The following is a 16519-nucleotide window of genomic DNA, read 5'->3' as shown; positions in this document are numbered from 1 at the left end:
ACTGAAATAACTGCGGTCAGGATAGCACGGATCGGGCCGCGCGGGTAGCGGTCAGTCGACAAGCTCGATCGAGACGCGCCGGTTCTGCCGGCCCTTCTTCTCGATCTTGGCGATGCGGACGCGGCCGATCTCGGCGGTGCGGGCCACATGGGTGCCGCCGCAGGGTTGCAGGTCCACCTGATCCGCCCCGGCGCCGATCCTGACCAGCCGCACCCGCCCCTGCCCCGTGGGCGGGCGGACCGACATGGTTTTCACGAGGCCGGGATTGGCCGCAAGCTCCTCATCCGTGATCCAGTCGTCGGTGACGGCAAGGTCGCGCGCGATCAGGGCGTTCAGCGCCTCTTCCAGCGCGGCGGCGTCCCCCGGCGGCTCCGGCATGTCGAAATCAAGCCGCCCGCGTTCGGCGCCGACCTGCCCGCCCGTCACCGGCAGCGGGACCACGACGGAAAGAAGGTGCAGCGCCGTGTGCATCCGCATGTGGCGATAGCGCCGGTCCCAGTCGAGCGTCTGGCGCAGGACGGTTCCCGGTGCGGGCAGGCTGACCGGGGCGTCGGGGACCAGGACGATTGCCCCGCCCTCCCCCTTCACCGCCGTCGCGATGCCGGCCGCGCCGCCCTCCCACGCGATCCGGCCGCTGTCGCCGGGCTGGCCGCCGCCGGTGGGATAGAAGAGGCTTTCCTCCAGCACGATGCCGCCTTCATCGGTATGGGCGCGGACAAGCCCCGTGGCTTCGCGCAGATAGGCGTCGCGGAACAGCGGCCGGGTCGTCATCGCGGGTCATCCTCGTCATAGGGATCGTTGTGGATGTCGCCGGGGCGCACCTCGGCGGGCGCGGCCTCGGGCTTGGGCGGCACGGGCGGCGCGGCGGCGGGCCTGCGCCCGGCGGCGGCATCGGCCAGCGCCTCGGGGTTGCGCAGCCAGATGTCGCGCTGCGCGAAGGGGATCTCGATCCCCTCGGCGGCGAAGCGTTCGGCGATCTGGTGCAGGATCTCCGTCTGCACGACCAGCTTGAAGTTCACATCCGACAGGATCGCGCGGATCTCGAAATTCAGGCTGTCGGCGCCGAAGCCGGAAAAGACCACCCCCGGCGCGGGGTTGACCAGAACCAGAGGCTGCGCCTCGGCGATCTCGCGCAGGATCGCCTCAACCTTGCGGGTATCGCTGCCATAGGCGACGCCCACCGGAATGATAAGCCGCCCGGTCAGGTTGCCACGCGTCAGGTTCGTCACCACGCCGGAAATCAGGTCGGCGTTGGGGACGATCACATCGGTCTTGTCGAAGGTCTCGATCCAGGTGGAGCGGACGGAGATGCCCTTGACGGTGCCGAACTGGCCGTTGACCTCGATCATGTCGCCTTCGGAAATCGGGCGTTCGATCAAGAGGATGATGCCGGAGACGAAGTTCTGCACGATGTTTTGCAGGCCGAAACCGATACCGACCGACAGCGCGCCCGCGACATAGGCCAGCGCCGACAGGTCGATCCCGGCGGCGGTGATGGCGCCCAGACCGGCGAGGAACAGCCCGATATAGCCGACCCCCGCCGCGACGGCGTTCTGCGCCCCCTTGTCAAGCCGCGTGCGCGGCAGGACCGAGGATTTCAGCGCCCCCTGCACCAGCCGGGTCAGCATGTAGCCGAAGATGAAGACCAGCACGAAGGTGAACAGGATCGACGGCGAAATCCGCGTCTCGCCGATGGCGAAGCCTTCGGAAAAGCGGGTCCATATCTCGGACAGGTCCGCCGTCCGCGCGCCCCAGATCAGCGCCAGCGGCGGCAGCGCGGCCAGCGTCAGCACCGCGCCGATCAGGACCGGCACCAGCGCCTCGCGCCCTTCCTCGCCCGCGCGGGTGATCATCAGGTAGATGTCCGTCGCGAAACGCTGGATCAGGATCGTGAAGCCCAGCAGCGCCAGCGACACCACCGTCGGCCAGACCAGCGCGTTGGCGGCGTTGACATAGCCGATCACGGCCATCGCCGGGCCGACCACCGCCACCCCCATCAGCGCCGTGCCGATCAGCTTGACAAGACTGTCGCGGAAGGCGGCGGCCTCCTTTTCGCTGCGGGCCTCGACCGACCGGCGCAGGATCTGGCCCAGCCGGAAGAGGAAGACCGCGACAAGGCAGACCAAGGGCGCGCCCCAGACCGATTGCGCGGCCATCGACAGGGGCGGGCGCACCTCCACCGTGAAGGCGCGGCGGAAAATCTCGAGCGCGAAGATCAGGCCGATGATGGTGATATGGAATCGCGCCTCGGCGTTGCCTTTCGAGACCCCGGCATGAACCGCGGCGGGGCCGAAAATCCAGCCCGACAGCCAGCGCGCGAAGAAGAAGATGAGGGCGACCGCGGGCAGCGCCTCGATCAGCGCCGTCGCGCGTTGCCCGGCCAACCCGCTGCTATGGACCGCCGCGACCAGAAGCATCATGCCGAAGACCGGCACCAGCACCTGCCCCAGCGACACGATGGCCGCGACCAAGGTCCGCCCGCGCACCGACAGGCGCCGTTGCAGCCGCGTCGTCAGCCGCTCCATCACCGACGGCCCCTTGGCGAGCAGCAGTCCCGCGAAAACGAGGTAGAGCGCGATGGCGGGCAGGTTGTTGCGCAACTGGTCGCGCCGGGCCGGGTTGTCCCAGGCGCCCGACGTCTCGCGCCAGAGCGTCTTGACGCCCTGTTGCAGGACCGCCCAGCCCGCTGGCCAGTTGATCGGGTTTATGGGCGAGGGCCAGATCTTCAGAAGCTCATTGGCCTGGCGCGCGCGAATGCGCCCGTCGATCTGGCGGATGATACCGTCGGCGCGGCTATAGGCCTCAACCGCCTTGATGCCGGGGGCCTGAAGCTTTGACAGCTGTTCGTTCAGGGCCGCGCGGCGGGTGGCGATGTCTTCGGCCTCGCTCTGGCCCTCGGCGGGCGCGGGGCCATGCGCGGTGATCTGGCTTTTCACCGTCTCGATCTGTGCGGCATTGGCGCTTTGCGCGGCAAGGAATTTCGCCCGCCAGGTCACGATCCGCGCGCGCATCTCGTCGAGCGCGGTGTTCGAGGCGCGGTCGTCCGCCAGCACCTTCTCGGCGTCGCTGGCGTCCTTTTCCCAGGTCGCGTAATCGGGCGCGGTCTGCGCCGCCGTCTCCGTCGCGGCCGTCTGCGCCCATGCGGCAGGGGCCGGGCCAAACCCCGCCAGCGCCGCCACAAGCCAGGCGGCAAGGATGAGAAGCGGAAGGGCGCGGCGCCGCATCAGTCGACGAACGCCGTGGGGATGGCGCGCGGGGCGCGGTCCAGCCATTCCGGTACCGGCAGGCCCTTGGCCCGCAGGAAATCGGGGTTGAACAGCTTCGACTGATAGCGGTTGCCATAGTCGCACAGCACCGTGACGATGGTGTGGCCCGGCCCCATCTCGCGCGCCATGCGGATCGCGCCCGCGACATTGATGCCGGAGGAACCGCCAAGGCACAGCCCCTCTTCGGTCAGCAGGTCGAAGACCACCGGAAGCGCCTCACTGTCAGGGATGCGCCAGGCCATGTCGGGGCGGATGCCCTCCAGATTGGCGGTGATGCGCCCCTGCCCGATCCCTTCGGTGATGGAGGAGCCTTCGGATTTCAGCTCTCCGGTGGTGTAAAAGCTGTAAAGCGCCGCGCCCTCGGGATCGGCCAGACCGATCTTCACGCCCTTCGGCTGCAACGCCATGGCGATACCCGCCAAAGTGCCGCCCGAGCCGACCGCACAGACGAAGCCGTCGACCTTGCCGCCGGTCTGGTCCCAGATCTCCGGCCCGGTCGTCTCAAGATGCGCCTGACGGTTGGCGACGTTGTCGAACTGATTGGCCCAGATCGCACCGTTTGGTTCGGTTTGTGCAAGTTTCTCGGCCAGACGGCCGGAATAGCGGACGTAATTGTTCGGATTTGAATAGGGCGCAGCAGGCACCTGGACCAGCTCAGCCCCGGCGAGGCGCAGCATGTCCTTCTTTTCCTGGCTCTGCGTCTCGGGGATGACGATCACCGTCTTGTAGCCCAGCGAGGCGCCGACCAGCGCAAGGCCGATGCCGGTATTGCCCGCCGTCCCCTCGACGATGGTCCCGCCCGGACGCAAGAGACCCTTCGCCTCGGCATCGCGGATGATGTAAAGCGCCGCCCGGTCCTTGATCGACTGGCCGGGGTTCAGGAACTCGGCCTTGCCGAGGATCTCGCACCCTGTCATCTCGCTGGCTTTGTTCAGCCGGATCAGGGGCGTGTTTCCGACCGTATCGGCCAGATCGCGGTGGATGGTCATGCGCGGTCCTCCTGGTGCGTTGCCCATTCCTAGGGCGCGCCGGGGCAGACCTCAAGCCCCGCGCCGCAGCCCGTCGCGCCGCGCCGCCAGCCACCAGCAAAGCATGACCAGCGGCCCCGCCGTCACCTCACCGCTTTCGACCAGCGCGACGAGGTCGTCGAAGGGCAGAAGATGGGCGCAGATATCCTCCGCCTCACCCGGAACGCCGCCCAGGCCCGCGATGCCGTCGGGCAGGTCGGCGAGGCCCACGAAGGTATAGAGAAACTCGCTTTTGGCCGAGGGCGAGGGGTAATAGTGATTGGCGGGCAACAGCCGGGAGAGCCGCAGCCCGGCTTCCTCAAAGGCCTCACGATGGGCAGCCTCTTCGGGGCTTTCGCCTCCGTCGATGCGCCCGGCGATCGCCTCAAGCATCCACGGCTCCCCATCGCCGCGCCCGACCGGCCCCATGCGGAACTGCTCGATCAACAGCACCCGGTCGCGCACCGGATCATAGGGCAGCACGACCGAGGCATCGCCGGAAATGAAGACCGCGCGGTTGACCGGGCCGCTCATCGTACCGTCGAAGCGGCGAAAGCGCAGGTCGAACTCCTCGACCGCGAAGAAATTGCCATAGGGCTGCCAATGCCGGTCGATCGCCACGTCACCGGGGCCCGACCGCCGCCGCACCGTGACCGGCCCGCCCTGCCCCGCGCGCAGCCGCGCCCCGGCGCGGGCCAGCATCATCGGATAGCGCCCGTGCATCCGGGCCGGGTCCACCCCTTCGGCATAAAGCCGCATCGCCTCATCCGCCGCCGCCGTCACCGTCGCGCCCCAACGCGCCTGCCAGTCCGCCAGCGACCACGGCTCTGCCGGTTGCCAGTGGCCTTCAGGCGGCAGGTAGACCTGCGCGGTCAAGCTGCCGTCCGCAAGTGTCACCCGATGCGCCTCGGCGCGGAAATCGCCCTCATAGAAATTCAGCCGCCGGATGTCCTCATCCCCCAGCCCGCGCACGACGACGCCCTCGGCGCCGCCACCATCGGCGACCAGCACCGGAAAGGCCCGCCCCTGAACCCGGAAGGCGGAAAACCCCGCCAGCCGGGCGGGTTCCATCGCGACCTTACGCCCCAGCACCACGGCCAGAAGCGGCGGGTGACACAGCGTCCCGTAAAAGAAAAACTCGGCCAAATCCGCTACTTCCAGCGTCGCGCGGCCCATTCGGCCAGGATCCCGGCCAGCGCGCCGCCGACGACCAGCACCGCGATCACGTCCCAGGCGAGGATCTGCATCAGGTAATCGACGCCAACGCCGAAGATGCCCACGACCGCATCCATCGGCCCGTCGAACCGTTTCAGGAAGGCCAGTTCCAGCATCTTGTAGATCGAGAAGATCAGCAGCGCGACCGCCAGCATCACCGCCGCCGTCCTGACCCCGGCATTGACCGCTTCCCACCAGCCGCGCCCGGCCGCAGGCCCCATCACGCGCCAGCCGACCGCCAGCCCGATCAGCATGCAGTAGAAGGAGAAATAGCCGAACTGCGTCCCCTGCTGCATATGCGGCTTGAGGATCTCGGCAACGAAAAAGGCCAGCAGCGCGAAAGCGACGGCGGCGAATAGCTTTGCGGCTGTGGGCATGTCAGACGGCTGGCCTCGATACGGTGATCTGCGTTACGTCGCAGTTTCCGCCCCGGAACGCCCCCGCGCAAGAGGTCAGATAGAAATTCCACATGCGTTGAAAACGGGCATCAAAGCCAAGATGCGCGATCTCGTCCCAGCGCGCGTTGAAGATCTCATGCCAGCGCCGCAGGGTCTGGCTGTAGCTTTCGCCGAACTCGAAGGACCCCACCAGCGACAGCCGCGCCTTTTCGATTTCCTGCCGCAGCACGGTGGGCGACGGAAGCATACCGCCCGGAAAGATGTATTTCTGAATGAAATCAACACCTTTCCGGTATATCTCAAAGCGCTTGTCTTGCAGCGTGATGATCTGGAGCGTGGCGTTGCGGCCCGGCTTCAACCGCTCACGCACGGTGTCGAAATAGACCGGCCAGTAGCGTTCGCCGACCGCCTCGAACATCTCGATCGAGGCGATGCCGTCATAGATCCCGCGCTCATCCCGGTAGTCCTGAAGCTTGAAGGTCACGCGGTCGGACAACCCCGCGCGGTTGATCCTCTCCTGCGCATACGCGTATTGCGCGCGCGATATTGTCAGCCCCGTGACCTTCAGGCCACGCTCTGCCGCCGCATATTCGGCAAACCCGCCCCAGCCGCAGCCGATTTCCAGCACATGATCGCCGGGCGCGACGTCCATCCGGTCGACCAGAGAGGCATATTTGGCCCGCTGCGCAGAGACGAGGCTTTCCTGCCCGGTCTGAAACAGGGCCGAGGAATAGGTCATGCTGGGGTCAAGCCAGATCTCGTAGAAGGCATTCCCCAGATCGTAGTGATGGGCGATGTTCTTCTTCGCCTGCGCCTTGCTGTTGGCGCGCAGGCAGTGGCGCAGCCGTTCATAGGCGCGCACCAGCCCCAGGCCCGGAAAGCCGTCATAGATCCCCTCATTGTCCTGATGGACCAGATCCATCAGCGCCTGAAGATCGGGCGTGGTCCATCCGCCTTCCAGATAGGCCTCGCAGAACCCCAGATCGCCCTCGCGGATCAGGCGGGCGAAGATGTCGTCATCCTCGACCCGGATCTCGGCCACCGGGCCGGGGCCAGCGCCCTGAACCCGGAACCGCCGCCCGTCGCGCAGGACGAAGTCGAGCTGCCCGTTTGCAAGCGTTCCGGCGACCCGGAACACCTGGGCAAAGTAGCGTGGCAGGTTCTGCTGCCCCTCGGTCGATGTCAGCATGGCCATCCCTCCCGAAAGGGAAGGTTAACGCGACTCCGGCCGATCCGGCAAGAATTCAGGTTTTTCGGGCGGCATAGGCCTCCAGCGCCCGCGCCCGGCCTGTAGACAGCGCGATCATCGGCTCGGGATAGGGTGTGTCCTGCGACAGGCCCCACGACACCGGCACGGCGCGGAAATAGTCGCGCGCGGTGTCCGGCGGCTCCGCCTGCCCCTCGGCGATCCAGCGGGCGCGATAGGCGCCGTCGGGATCGAACTTTTCGGCCTGCGTGGCGGGGTTGAAGATGCGGAAATAGGGGGCGGCATCCGGCCCCGACCCCGCCACCCATTGCCAGCCCATCGCGTTCGAGGCCGGGTCCCAGTCGGTCAGGCAGTCCTGAAACCACGCCAGCCCGACGCGCCAGTCCGTCATCAGATGCTTGGTCAGGTAGGAGGCCACGATCATCCGCGCCCGGTTGTGCATCCGCCCGGTCACGAACATCTCCCGCATCGCGGCATCGACGAACGGCTCCCCGGTCCGGCCCCGCCGCCAGCACGCGGCATCCGCACTATCGCCGCGCCAGGGGAAACCGTCCCAGCCGTCGCGCCAGTTCGCCTCCGCCAGCTTCGGGTGGTGGTACATCAGATGCCAGGCGAAGTCGCGCCAGACGAGTTCCGACAGGAACTTCTCCGCCCCCGGAACGCCCGCCTCCAGCGCCTGCCGCCCGGCCCACCAGACCCCGCGCGGCGAAATCTCGCCCCAGGCGAGGTTTTCGGAGAGGCCCGAGGTGACATCGCGCGAGGGATAATCGCGCCCCTCGCGGTAGCGGGGAAGGTCTTCGGCGACAAAGCGCGCCAACCTCTCCCGCGCCGCCCCCTCGCCCACCACCGCGTAATGCGCGACAATCTCCGCGCCCCGGTTCATCGCCGCCCCCATCCGCCAGTCCCCAAGCCGGTCGCTTTCCGGCCAGTCCGCAGGCGCCGCCAGCCGCGCGGGCGGTGGGAGCACCCCGCCCGGATCGCGCCCGCGCACCGCCTTCCAGAACGGGGAATAAACGCTGTAAGGGCCGCCCTGCCCGGTCTTTACCGTCCAGGGTTCGAACAGCACCGCGCCGGGGTGGCTCTCCGCCGCGATCCCGTCGGCCTTCAGCGCCGCCTTGACCGCCCTGTCCCGCGCGATGCCCGCCGGATCATAGACCCGTTGCCAGAGGACAGCCCCGGCCCCGCTTTCGGCAATCAGCGCCCGCAACACCTCAAGCGCCTGCCCGCGCCGCAAGACCAGCCGCGATCCCGCCGCCGACAGGGCCGCAGCGAAGGCCTCCAGCCCCACCCCCAGACGCCACGTCGCCGCAGCACCCAGCGTCGCGACCGTCTCGTCATGGATGAAGACCGGCAGCACCGGCCGCCCGGTCGCCACCGCCGCAGCCAGCGCGGCATGATCGGCCAGCCGCAAATCCCGGCGAAACCACACGATCACCGGCGCAGCGCTCATCCCATCCCTTTCATTGTGGCCCAAATACTCCGGGGGGTCCGGGGGGCTGGCCCCCCGGCACCCCGCCGCTAAAGCACCACCTCCAGCGCCGCGATCAGCCGCGCCACATCCTCGGCGCTGGTGTAATGCACCATCGACAAACGCAGCACGCCCTCGGAAAGATCCACGCCCATCGCCTCAAGCGGGCGGAGGGCGTAGAAATCCCCCGCCCAGCAGTTGATCCCCTCGGCCGCCAGCGCCTCGGACACCGGCTCTGCCGCGCGGTTCAGCGCGACCGCCACGGTGGGCGCGCGAGCCGCGGCCTGCTTCGGGCCGATCAGGCGCAGGTCGTTGCGGTCGGCGAGGTAATCGAGCAGCGGCTGGCAGATCGCCACCTCATGCGCGCGGATCAGGTCATGCAGCTCCCTCCCGCGCTGACGGGCCTCTGCCCCCGCGCCGAAATGATGGGCATGCAAGGCGTCGAAGTAATCGGCGATCCCGGCCGAGGCCGCGACCTGTGCGTGATCCGGCCCGGCGGGGGTGAAGCGCTTGTAAAGCGTGTCGCCGTTGAACCAATGCCCCTGGTTCGGCAGTTTCATCCCAAGCTCCTCGCGGATCGCCATGATCCCCTGGTGCGGGCCATAGACCTTGTAGGCGGAAAACAGGTAGATATCCGCGCCCAGCGCGCCCACGTCGGGTATTCCATGCGGCGCATAGCTGACGCCGTCCACGCAGGCCGCCGCCCCCGCCTTGTGGGCCAGCGCCACGATCTCTGCCACCGGGTTGATCTCGGCCACGACGTTGGAACAATGCGGGAATGAGACCAGCCGCACCTTGCCATCGGCCAGCAGGCCCTCAAGCCGCGCGGGGTCCAGATGCCCGGTCGACGGGTCGATCTTCCACTCCCGGACCTCGACGCCGTCCTCGGCCAGCCGCCGCCAGGGGCCGGAATTCGCCTCATGGTCCTGATCGGTGACGACGATCGCCTCACCCGGTTTCAGCCAGCGGCGCAGGGCCTGGGCCAGCACATAGGTGTTCGCGGTGGTCGAGGGGCCAAAGCTGATCTCCTCTGTCCTGACCCCCATCATCGCCGCCAGCCGCGCGCGTGCCTCATCCATCTCCGCCCCGCCGAGGGTCGCCGCCTCATAGGGCGCGTAGGGCTGCACCTTGCGCTCGCGGTAGAACCGCGTCAGCCGGTCGATCACCGGCGCGCAGGCATAAGAGCCGCCGGCGTTTTCGAAGAACGCCTTGTCGGCCAGGCCGGGGGTGGAAAAGGCGGGGAACATGGAGCGGACAAAGGACAGGTCGAGCGCAGTCATGGAAACCTCTGGTTACGGGTCGGGCCAGTTAGGCACGGGCGAAAGGCGGGTGCAATCACAGTTGATTGCAGCAAGGTCAGGACTATTGACTTAATTGCACGCCCATGACCTCCTCCGCCGCGCATCGAGGCGGAGGAGGCAGGCATGCAGTGGCAGGACGTTCTGGCGGATCGCACCGCGCGGCTGAAGGCATCGGAGATCCGGGAGCTTCTGAAGCTTCTCGACCGGCCGGATATCATCTCTTTCGCCGGTGGCATCCCCGACGCGCGGCTTTTCCCGGATGAGGCGTTTCGTACTGCGGCGGCCGAGGCGCTTTCGGCCGGGTCCGCCGCCGCCGCGCTGCAATATTCCATCTCTGAAGGTTACCGGCCACTGCGCGACTGGATCGCGGCAGAGATGGGCAGGAACGGCATCGACTGCGACGCCGACAACATCCTCATCACCTCGGGCTCGCAACAGGCGCTCGACTATCTCGGCAAGCTCTTCCTGTCACCGGGCGACACGGCGCTGGTCGGCTGGCCGACCTATCTGGGCGCGCTTGGCGCCTTCAACGCCTATGAGCCGGTCTATGACCAGCTTGTCGTCAACGGCAATCAGGGCGCCGCGGACTACCGCGCCCGCGCCGAAGGGCATGGCGGGCGGGTGAAGTTCGCCTATCTCTCCGCCGATTTCGCCAACCCGACGGGGGAGACGGTGGACCTTCAGGGGCGCGAGGCGCTTCTGGACCTCGCCCGCGACCTCGACATCGCGATCATCGAGGATGCCGCCTATCAGGCGCTGCGCTATGACGGCGCGGAGGTGCCGCCGATCCTCGCGCTCGACATCGCGCGGTCCGGCGGGATCGAGCATACGCGCACGCTTTACTGCGGGTCGTTTTCGAAGACACTCGCGCCGGGCCTGCGGGTCGGCTGGGTCTGCGGCGCGCGCGAGGTGATCGGGCGTCTCGTGCTGATGAAACAGGCCGCCGACCTGCATTCCGCCACCTTCAACCAGATCGTCACCGACCGCGTCGCGCGGGCCTGTTTCGACGCCCATGTCGCCACGATCCGCGCCGCCTACAAGGCGCGGCGCGATGCGATGCTGGCGGCGCTGGCGCGCCACATGCCGGGCGGCGTGACATGGACCCGGCCCGAGGGCGGCATGTTCATCTGGGTGACGCTGCCCAGGGGGATGGACGGCGCCACGCTTCTGGCCCGCGCCATCGAGGCCGAGCGGGTGGCCTTCGTGCCGGGCCGCGCCTTCTATGCCGACGGATCGAACGGCAACACGCTGCGCCTGAGCTTTTCCTGCGCCGATGCGGCGACGATCGACGAAGGCATCGCGCGGCTGGGCCGCCTGATCGCGCACGAGGCCGCCTGACGCGAAAAGGCCCCGGTTGGACTACCGGGGCCTTTGTCGTTCGCCGCCCGAGGTGTCAGCGCGCCTCGGACCGCAGCCCCTGGAAGATCGCCCAACACATCAAGAGCAGCACCGCCGTGAAGGGCAAGCCGGTGGAGATCACCATCGCCTGCAAGGCGCTAAGGCCCCCGCCGACCAGAAGGACGATCGCCACCGCGCCTTCGAAGGTACACCAGAACACCCGCTGCGGCACCGGCGCGTCGACCTTGCCGCCCGCCGTGATCGTGTCGATCACCAGCGAACCGGAATCCGACGAGGTCACGAAGAACACGATCACCAGCACGACGCCGATGACAGAGGTGATGGAGGCCAGCGGCAGCCCCTCCAGCATCGCGAACAGCGACAAGGGCGGGTTGTAGCTGTCGATCACCTCGGCCTTGACCGCGCTTGCCGCCGGGTCGGACAGCACCTGGTCAATCGCCGTCCCGCCGAAGACCGCCATCCACAACACGCAGACGATGGAGGGGATGATCAGCACGCAGATGATGAACTCCCGCACCGAACGGCCGCGCGAGACGCGGGCGATGAACATGCCGACGAAGGGCGACCAGCTGATCCACCAGGCCCAGTAGAAGGCGGTCCAGCCGTGCATGTAGTCGGTATCCGCGCGTCCGAACGGGTTCGACAGCGGGATCAGCTCGGCCACATAGGTGCCAAGACCGGCGATGAAGTCGCTGAAGATCGTCATCGTCGGCCCGACGAACAGCACGAACAGCAGAAGCAGCGCCGCGATGCCCATGTTGATCTCGGACAGCACCTTCACGCCACCGTCCAGCCCGCGCAGGACCGAGACCAGCGCAATGCCGGTGATGACCGTGATAAGCACGATCTGCACCGTGGTGGAGGTCGGCACCCCGAAGACATAGGTCAGGCCCGCATTGGCCTGCTGCGCCCCGAACCCGAGCGATGTCGCAAGCCCGAAGAGCGTGGCGAAGACGGCGAGGATGTCGATGACATGCCCGCTCCAGCCCCAGATCCGTTCCCCGAAGATCGGGTAGAAGGCCGAGCGGATGGTCAGCGGAAGCCCCTTGTTGAACGAAAAAAGCGCCAGCGCCAGCGCGACGACGGCATAGATCGCCCAGGGGTGCAGCGCCCAGTGATAGATCGTGGCGGCCAGGCCCATCCGCTTTGCCGCCTCCACATTCGCGGCGATGATGCTGCCATCCTCGGCAATCGGCGACGGCACGCCAAGCGGCTGGGAGATTGCCATGTGATAGACCGGCTCAAGCACCCCGAAGAACATCAGCCCGATCCCCATCCCGGCCGCGAAGAGCATCGAGAACCAGCCGACATAGGTGTAATCGGGTGTCGCCTCTTTCCCGCCCAGCCGGACCGAACCCAGCGGGCTGACGATCAGGAACAGGCAGAAAAGGACGAAGATGTTCGCGGCACCAAGGAAGAACCAGTCGAAGGTCGAGGTCAGCCATGGCCTGAGCCAGCCGAAGAAGGCCGTCGCCTGTTCCGGCAGCGCCAGCGCGTAAAAGACGAAGGCCACGATGGTCAGCGCCGAGATCAGGAAGACCGGGTTGTGAACGTCGAAGCCGAAAGGCCCCAGATTGCCTTCAAGGTTGTCCTGACCGATCGTGTAATCGGTGTCGATGATGTCTGCGGCCCCTTCCGGCAAGGGAATGCCCTGGGTGTCGTCGGTATCGGCCATCTGGCCACCTCCTGTCGCGTTGTTGGAATTTTGTGTCGGGCGCGGGCGTTTCAGCCGCGCACGAGCATCACCGAGACCCTGGAATGCTGTGCCAGAGTCCCGCCATGCGAGGCCCAGATGTAATCCGCGACATTGGGAACATGGCTTTGCATGACGACAAGATCGGCCCCGATGTCGCCCTCGGCGGCAAGCAGCTGCTTGTCGAGATCGACGGCAGGGTCGTGGCTGACGAACAGGTGGGTTGTGGCGGCGTGGCCGTGGCGCGCCGCCTGATCCTTGCCAAAGGCCGCAAGCCGGGCGGCGACCTCTTCGGCGCTGTGGCCGAGATCGCTCGGCTCGCGGCCGGAGACCGCGACATAGACCACCTCGGCCTTGTAATGACCGGCCAGATCGGCCGCGACGCCCAGCGCATTGCCAAGCCGTTCCAGATGCCTGAGGTCTATCGGCACCATGATTTTCGTGAACACTTGCCCCTCCTGTTCTGTCGGCGGGGGCGCAGGGGCGAACCGGCGGACGGTCCGGCCTGCGGCACCGCCGGGCCAAGGCCGCGGATGGACGGGGCAACGGGCCCCCGACACGCAACGACCACCGATCGGACGCGCCGTTTGCGACGCCCGATGGCGCCACTAGAACATTGCACGGAAAGGTTGTCCAACCATCCGCGACTCTTCAGGCGCGCTTTCCGGCACGAATCGGGGCAGATCGGCCGCCTCAGTCGGTTCCCCAGCTTACCGTGACCTTGCCGCCTTCGAGGTTGGTCAGGTTGATGACATGGCTGCCCTTGTGTTCCATCGCGCCAAGGAAACCGGCCGCCTGGAAGTGGAAGGTATAGGCGGCGGCGTTCACGTTGGTGCAGGCAGTGCTGCCCGCGGCGGCGCGCTTGGCCGGGTAGTTTTCGACCGAGAACTGCTTGTCCCAGCCCCGGCTGTTGAACAGACAGACCTCGACCTGGTCGGGATAGGCGCCGCCGGAACGCTGGACCGAGACCGCCTGCGACTGCCCGCCGAGGGAGAGGGAATTCTGGACGTAGATCGGTTTTTCCTGCGATTGCGGCTGATCCATCAGATCGCCGACATCGACGCAACCGGCAAGAGACAGGGGGATCGCGGCAAGCGCCAGAACCTTAAAGGAATTTTTCATCGTTCAATCCTTGAGAAGAGGTGTTTCGCGCCCTGATGCTACCCCCCGCCGCGTCGGGGGCATATCAGGTGAATACCCCATTTCCACGCCCGGACAGGGTCCGCGAAAGGGCGTCAGGTGGCGCGATCCCGCCTTGGCAGATCGACCCCCGCGCCTAGGGCGCCGGGATGCAGGCCGTGCCGGGGGCGAAGAAATCCACCGGCAGCCAGCGCATTTCAGAGATGGTGTAGTTCTGCGTGGCACTTCCCGGCTTGGTATCGGCCAACCGCAAGGGCCGCGATCCGTCCGGGGCGACCTCGAACGCCTCGCCCTGTTGCGGGCTGGTGATTTCCAGCGTGCCGCCGTCCAGCTCTTGCACCTTGCCCCGGATGCGCGAATAGAACCCGTCCGCGCGCCCGTCATAGATCACGTCAGCCGCCATGGTTTTCGGGTCGATGGTGACGATCTGGCTGTAGTCCCGGCTCATCCGGTTGTCGAAGGCCATGATCCGGCCCGAGGGCAGCCAGTCGGGGTCATGCTGGCGCTGGGTCACGCCCATGCGCCACCACTTCACCTTCAGCGTCTCGGCGTCCATCACGAAGATCAGGTTCAGCGAACGCGCGCTGATGAGAAGATCGCCCGGCGCGAATTGCGGGAAAGCCGCCGCCATCGCCGCGGGCAAGGGTTGCGCGTCGTTCAGGTGGAAGGCGTCAAAGCCCCATTTGCCTTGCGTATTGCGGCTGTTGGCGCCCAGATCGTTGGAATGTTCGCGCCTGAGTTCAAGGATGTCGATCTCGGGATTGGCGTCGATGACCTGCTGCATGGTGATTTCCCGCGCCACGGTGCCATCGGCGACGGCGACCTTCACCACCTTCTCTCCGCCCCGCACGGTCCAGGCATAGGCCCGGTCATCGTCGAGGTTGACGGTATGGTTGAAATCGCCCGCCGTGGCCCAGATGCGCTTGCCGCAAGCGTCGAACCGCTGGATCGAGGCGCCGCCGTCGAAGACGAAGATGATAGACCCGTCGGGCAAGATATCGACCCCATGGACCAGCTTTCGCCCCGCCGCCTGGGGTTCGGTGTCGCCCAGCCGGACCTCATCCAGCACCCATTGGTTCACGACAGTCAGGTCCGGCGACAGGAGAAGCGCCATGTTCTCCATCCCTTCCGGCGTCCCGAAGGCGCCGGTCAGCAGCCGCCAGCCGGGCGCGATGGCCTCAGCGTCGGCCCGGATCAACAGCCCGTCCAGCGCGATGCCGGGCGCCGTGGCGATGGGGGTATAGGCGGAATAATCCGCGCCGGGGTCGCGGGCGGTGCGCACGTCCTGATCGTCGGCATCGCCGGTGGCCTGCGCGCCCAGCGTCTTGAACACGTCCTTGGCCAGCGACGGGAAGGACGCGATGCGCAGCGCCACCGTTCCCGCCGCCCCTGTCCGGTCGCTGCCCGCCATCACCGATTTGACGGTCCAGCCGAACCCCACCATCACCACCAGCCACAGGATCAGGCACAGAAGAAAGAACCAAAGCGGGATGGAGCGGGACATGGGGAAACCTGTTTTTGCCTGCCGTTACGCTACTCTGCGGGGCGGTGTTCAACAACCCATGGCCAAAGCCCGTGCCGAACTTGCAGCGCCCCCGGCCAGGCCCTATATTCACCCCGTTCGGGTTCGCCCGGACTATGGACATAAACGCGCTCGTAATAAGCGGATCGGACCCGGGGGCGGTACCCGGCGGCTCCACCAAACACCCGTTATTGGCGGGACATGGGGCCGAAACAGGATCGACGAACGTCTAAAGGGGTTTGCTTTGTCCCGGTGAGGTACCACCGTTATCGGTCCGCAAAGTACAGTTGCCAATAACAACCGTGCTCCGGCAATGGCTCTGGCTGCGTAAGCAGTTCGGGTCGCCGAAACTAAGTCCTTGCGCTTAGCCGCGCAAGGCGGGGTTCGCAGGCACCTGGCAACAGAAGCCTGCACTTCCCCTTTGCCATTCACGCTTTATCAAGCATCGCGCCCTAGCCTTCTCCGTGACGGACGGCATGGGAGACTTCCGGTGACGAAGCTTGAATTGCTCGGCAACTGGTACCGCCGTGTCTGGGTCGAGGCCGACCCTGACGCGATTGACGACTATTTCGCGCCCCGCGCGGGCGCCGACGGGCTGATGCCCGACGGTCAGGTCTCGGCCGAGGATTTTCGCGCGCTGGTACCGGCGCTTCTGTCGCTGGTGCGCAACCTGCGCATCGAGGTCGACCGCAGCATCGAGACCGACGACTGGCTCTGGGCGCAGATCACCGTCCATGCGACCCATGCGCAGGGCGTGCAGGACATCCGCGCCAGCGGACAGATCATGATGCGGATCGAGGGCGACAAGATCGTCGAGGCCTATAACGCCTTCGATTTCATCACCTTCTTCGAACAGGCGGGGCTTCTGCCCGAGGATGCGTTCCTGCTGCTTCTCTCGGGTGAACGAATCGGCTGACGGGATCGGCGGACGGGATCGGCTGAC

14 protein-coding genes and 1 other RNA gene are annotated in these 16519 nt (G+C 66.8%); 3 read left to right on the top strand and 12 right to left on the bottom strand.

What is annotated here, in order from left to right:
- Positions 1–51 precede the first annotated feature (51 nt).
- The 8 genes from LX70_RS08455 to LX70_RS08420 all read right to left on the bottom strand — a co-directional run bounded on the left by LX70_RS08455 (position 52) and on the right by LX70_RS08420 (position 9841).
- A complete protein-coding gene (locus LX70_RS08455; RefSeq protein ID WP_105514095.1) occupies positions 52–771 on the bottom strand; it encodes an alanyl-tRNA editing protein in 720 nt (239 codons plus the stop codon).
- Entirely contained in the window at positions 768–3224 is a 2457-nt protein-coding gene (locus LX70_RS08450) for a DUF3772 domain-containing protein (protein WP_211301682.1), read from the bottom strand. The genes LX70_RS08455 and LX70_RS08450 overlap by 4 nt, the downstream gene beginning before the upstream one ends.
- The gene (locus tag LX70_RS08445) at positions 3224–4255 is read right to left on the bottom strand and encodes a cysteine synthase A (RefSeq protein ID WP_105514093.1); all 1032 of its coding nucleotides are present in this window, start codon (positions 4253–4255) and stop codon (positions 3224–3226) included. Before LX70_RS08445 ends, LX70_RS08450 begins: the two co-directional genes overlap by 1 nt.
- A gap of 51 nt (positions 4256–4306) precedes the next feature.
- Entirely contained in the window at positions 4307–5419 is a 1113-nt protein-coding gene (locus tag LX70_RS08440; protein WP_245884997.1) for an NUDIX domain-containing protein, read from the bottom strand.
- A gap of 5 nt (positions 5420–5424) precedes the next feature.
- Positions 5425–5865 carry a TrgA family protein gene (locus LX70_RS08435; protein ID WP_105514091.1) on the bottom strand — a complete coding sequence of 147 codons (441 nt, stop codon included), beginning with the start codon at positions 5863–5865 and terminating at the stop codon, positions 5425–5427.
- A gap of 1 nt (position 5866) precedes the next feature.
- The gene (locus LX70_RS08430) at positions 5867–7081 is read right to left on the bottom strand and encodes an SAM-dependent methyltransferase (RefSeq protein WP_105514090.1); all 1215 of its coding nucleotides are present in this window, start codon (positions 7079–7081) and stop codon (positions 5867–5869) included.
- A 49-nt stretch (positions 7082–7130) separates the two neighbouring features.
- Positions 7131–8543, bottom strand: a complete 1413-nt coding sequence (locus tag LX70_RS08425) for a cryptochrome/photolyase family protein (RefSeq protein WP_105514089.1) — start codon at positions 8541–8543, stop codon at positions 7131–7133.
- A 68-nt stretch (positions 8544–8611) separates the two neighbouring features.
- Positions 8612–9841: an aminotransferase class V-fold PLP-dependent enzyme gene (locus LX70_RS08420; RefSeq protein ID WP_105514088.1), complete on the bottom strand. Its 1230-nt coding sequence runs from the start codon at positions 9839–9841 to the stop codon at positions 8612–8614.
- A gap of 144 nt (positions 9842–9985) precedes the next feature.
- Here LX70_RS08420 and LX70_RS08415 point away from each other — a divergent pair, with 144 nt between their 5' ends.
- Entirely contained in the window at positions 9986–11200 is a 1215-nt protein-coding gene (locus LX70_RS08415) for an aminotransferase-like domain-containing protein (protein ID WP_105514087.1), read from the top strand.
- Positions 11201–11255: 55 nt separating this feature from the next.
- Here the strand turns inward: LX70_RS08415 and LX70_RS08410 are convergent, their stop codons facing one another.
- From LX70_RS08410 to LX70_RS08395, 4 genes are all read right to left on the bottom strand, one after another.
- The gene (locus tag LX70_RS08410) at positions 11256–12896 is read right to left on the bottom strand and encodes a BCCT family transporter (RefSeq protein WP_105514086.1); all 1641 of its coding nucleotides are present in this window, start codon (positions 12894–12896) and stop codon (positions 11256–11258) included.
- 50 nt (positions 12897–12946) lie between these two features.
- Positions 12947–13363, bottom strand: coding sequence for a universal stress protein (locus tag LX70_RS08405; protein WP_105514085.1), 417 nt, complete (start codon positions 13361–13363; stop codon positions 12947–12949).
- Positions 13364–13607: 244 nt separating this feature from the next.
- Positions 13608–14036 carry a hypothetical protein gene (locus tag LX70_RS08400; protein ID WP_105514084.1) on the bottom strand — a complete coding sequence of 143 codons (429 nt, stop codon included), beginning with the start codon at positions 14034–14036 and terminating at the stop codon, positions 13608–13610.
- Between the two features lie 154 nt (positions 14037–14190).
- Entirely contained in the window at positions 14191–15558 is a 1368-nt protein-coding gene (locus LX70_RS08395; protein WP_105514083.1) for an arylsulfotransferase family protein, read from the bottom strand.
- A 76-nt stretch (positions 15559–15634) separates the two neighbouring features.
- Here LX70_RS08395 and ssrA point away from each other — a divergent pair.
- Both ssrA and LX70_RS08385 read left to right on the top strand, forming a co-directional pair.
- Positions 15635–15991, top strand: a transfer-messenger RNA (tmRNA) gene (ssrA, locus tag LX70_RS08390).
- 75 nt (positions 15992–16066) lie between these two features.
- Positions 16067–16492, top strand: coding sequence for an ester cyclase (locus LX70_RS08385; protein ID WP_170076149.1), 426 nt, complete (start codon positions 16067–16069; stop codon positions 16490–16492).
- Positions 16493–16519: the final 27 nt, after the last annotated feature.

Origin of the sequence: Albidovulum denitrificans, assembly GCF_002973535.1 — a bacterium.
GTDB classification, from domain to species: domain Bacteria; phylum Pseudomonadota; class Alphaproteobacteria; order Rhodobacterales; family Rhodobacteraceae; genus Albidovulum; species Albidovulum denitrificans.
Note: the sequence above shows the minus strand (reverse complement) of the source record. Positions and strands in the feature narration are given on the sequence as shown.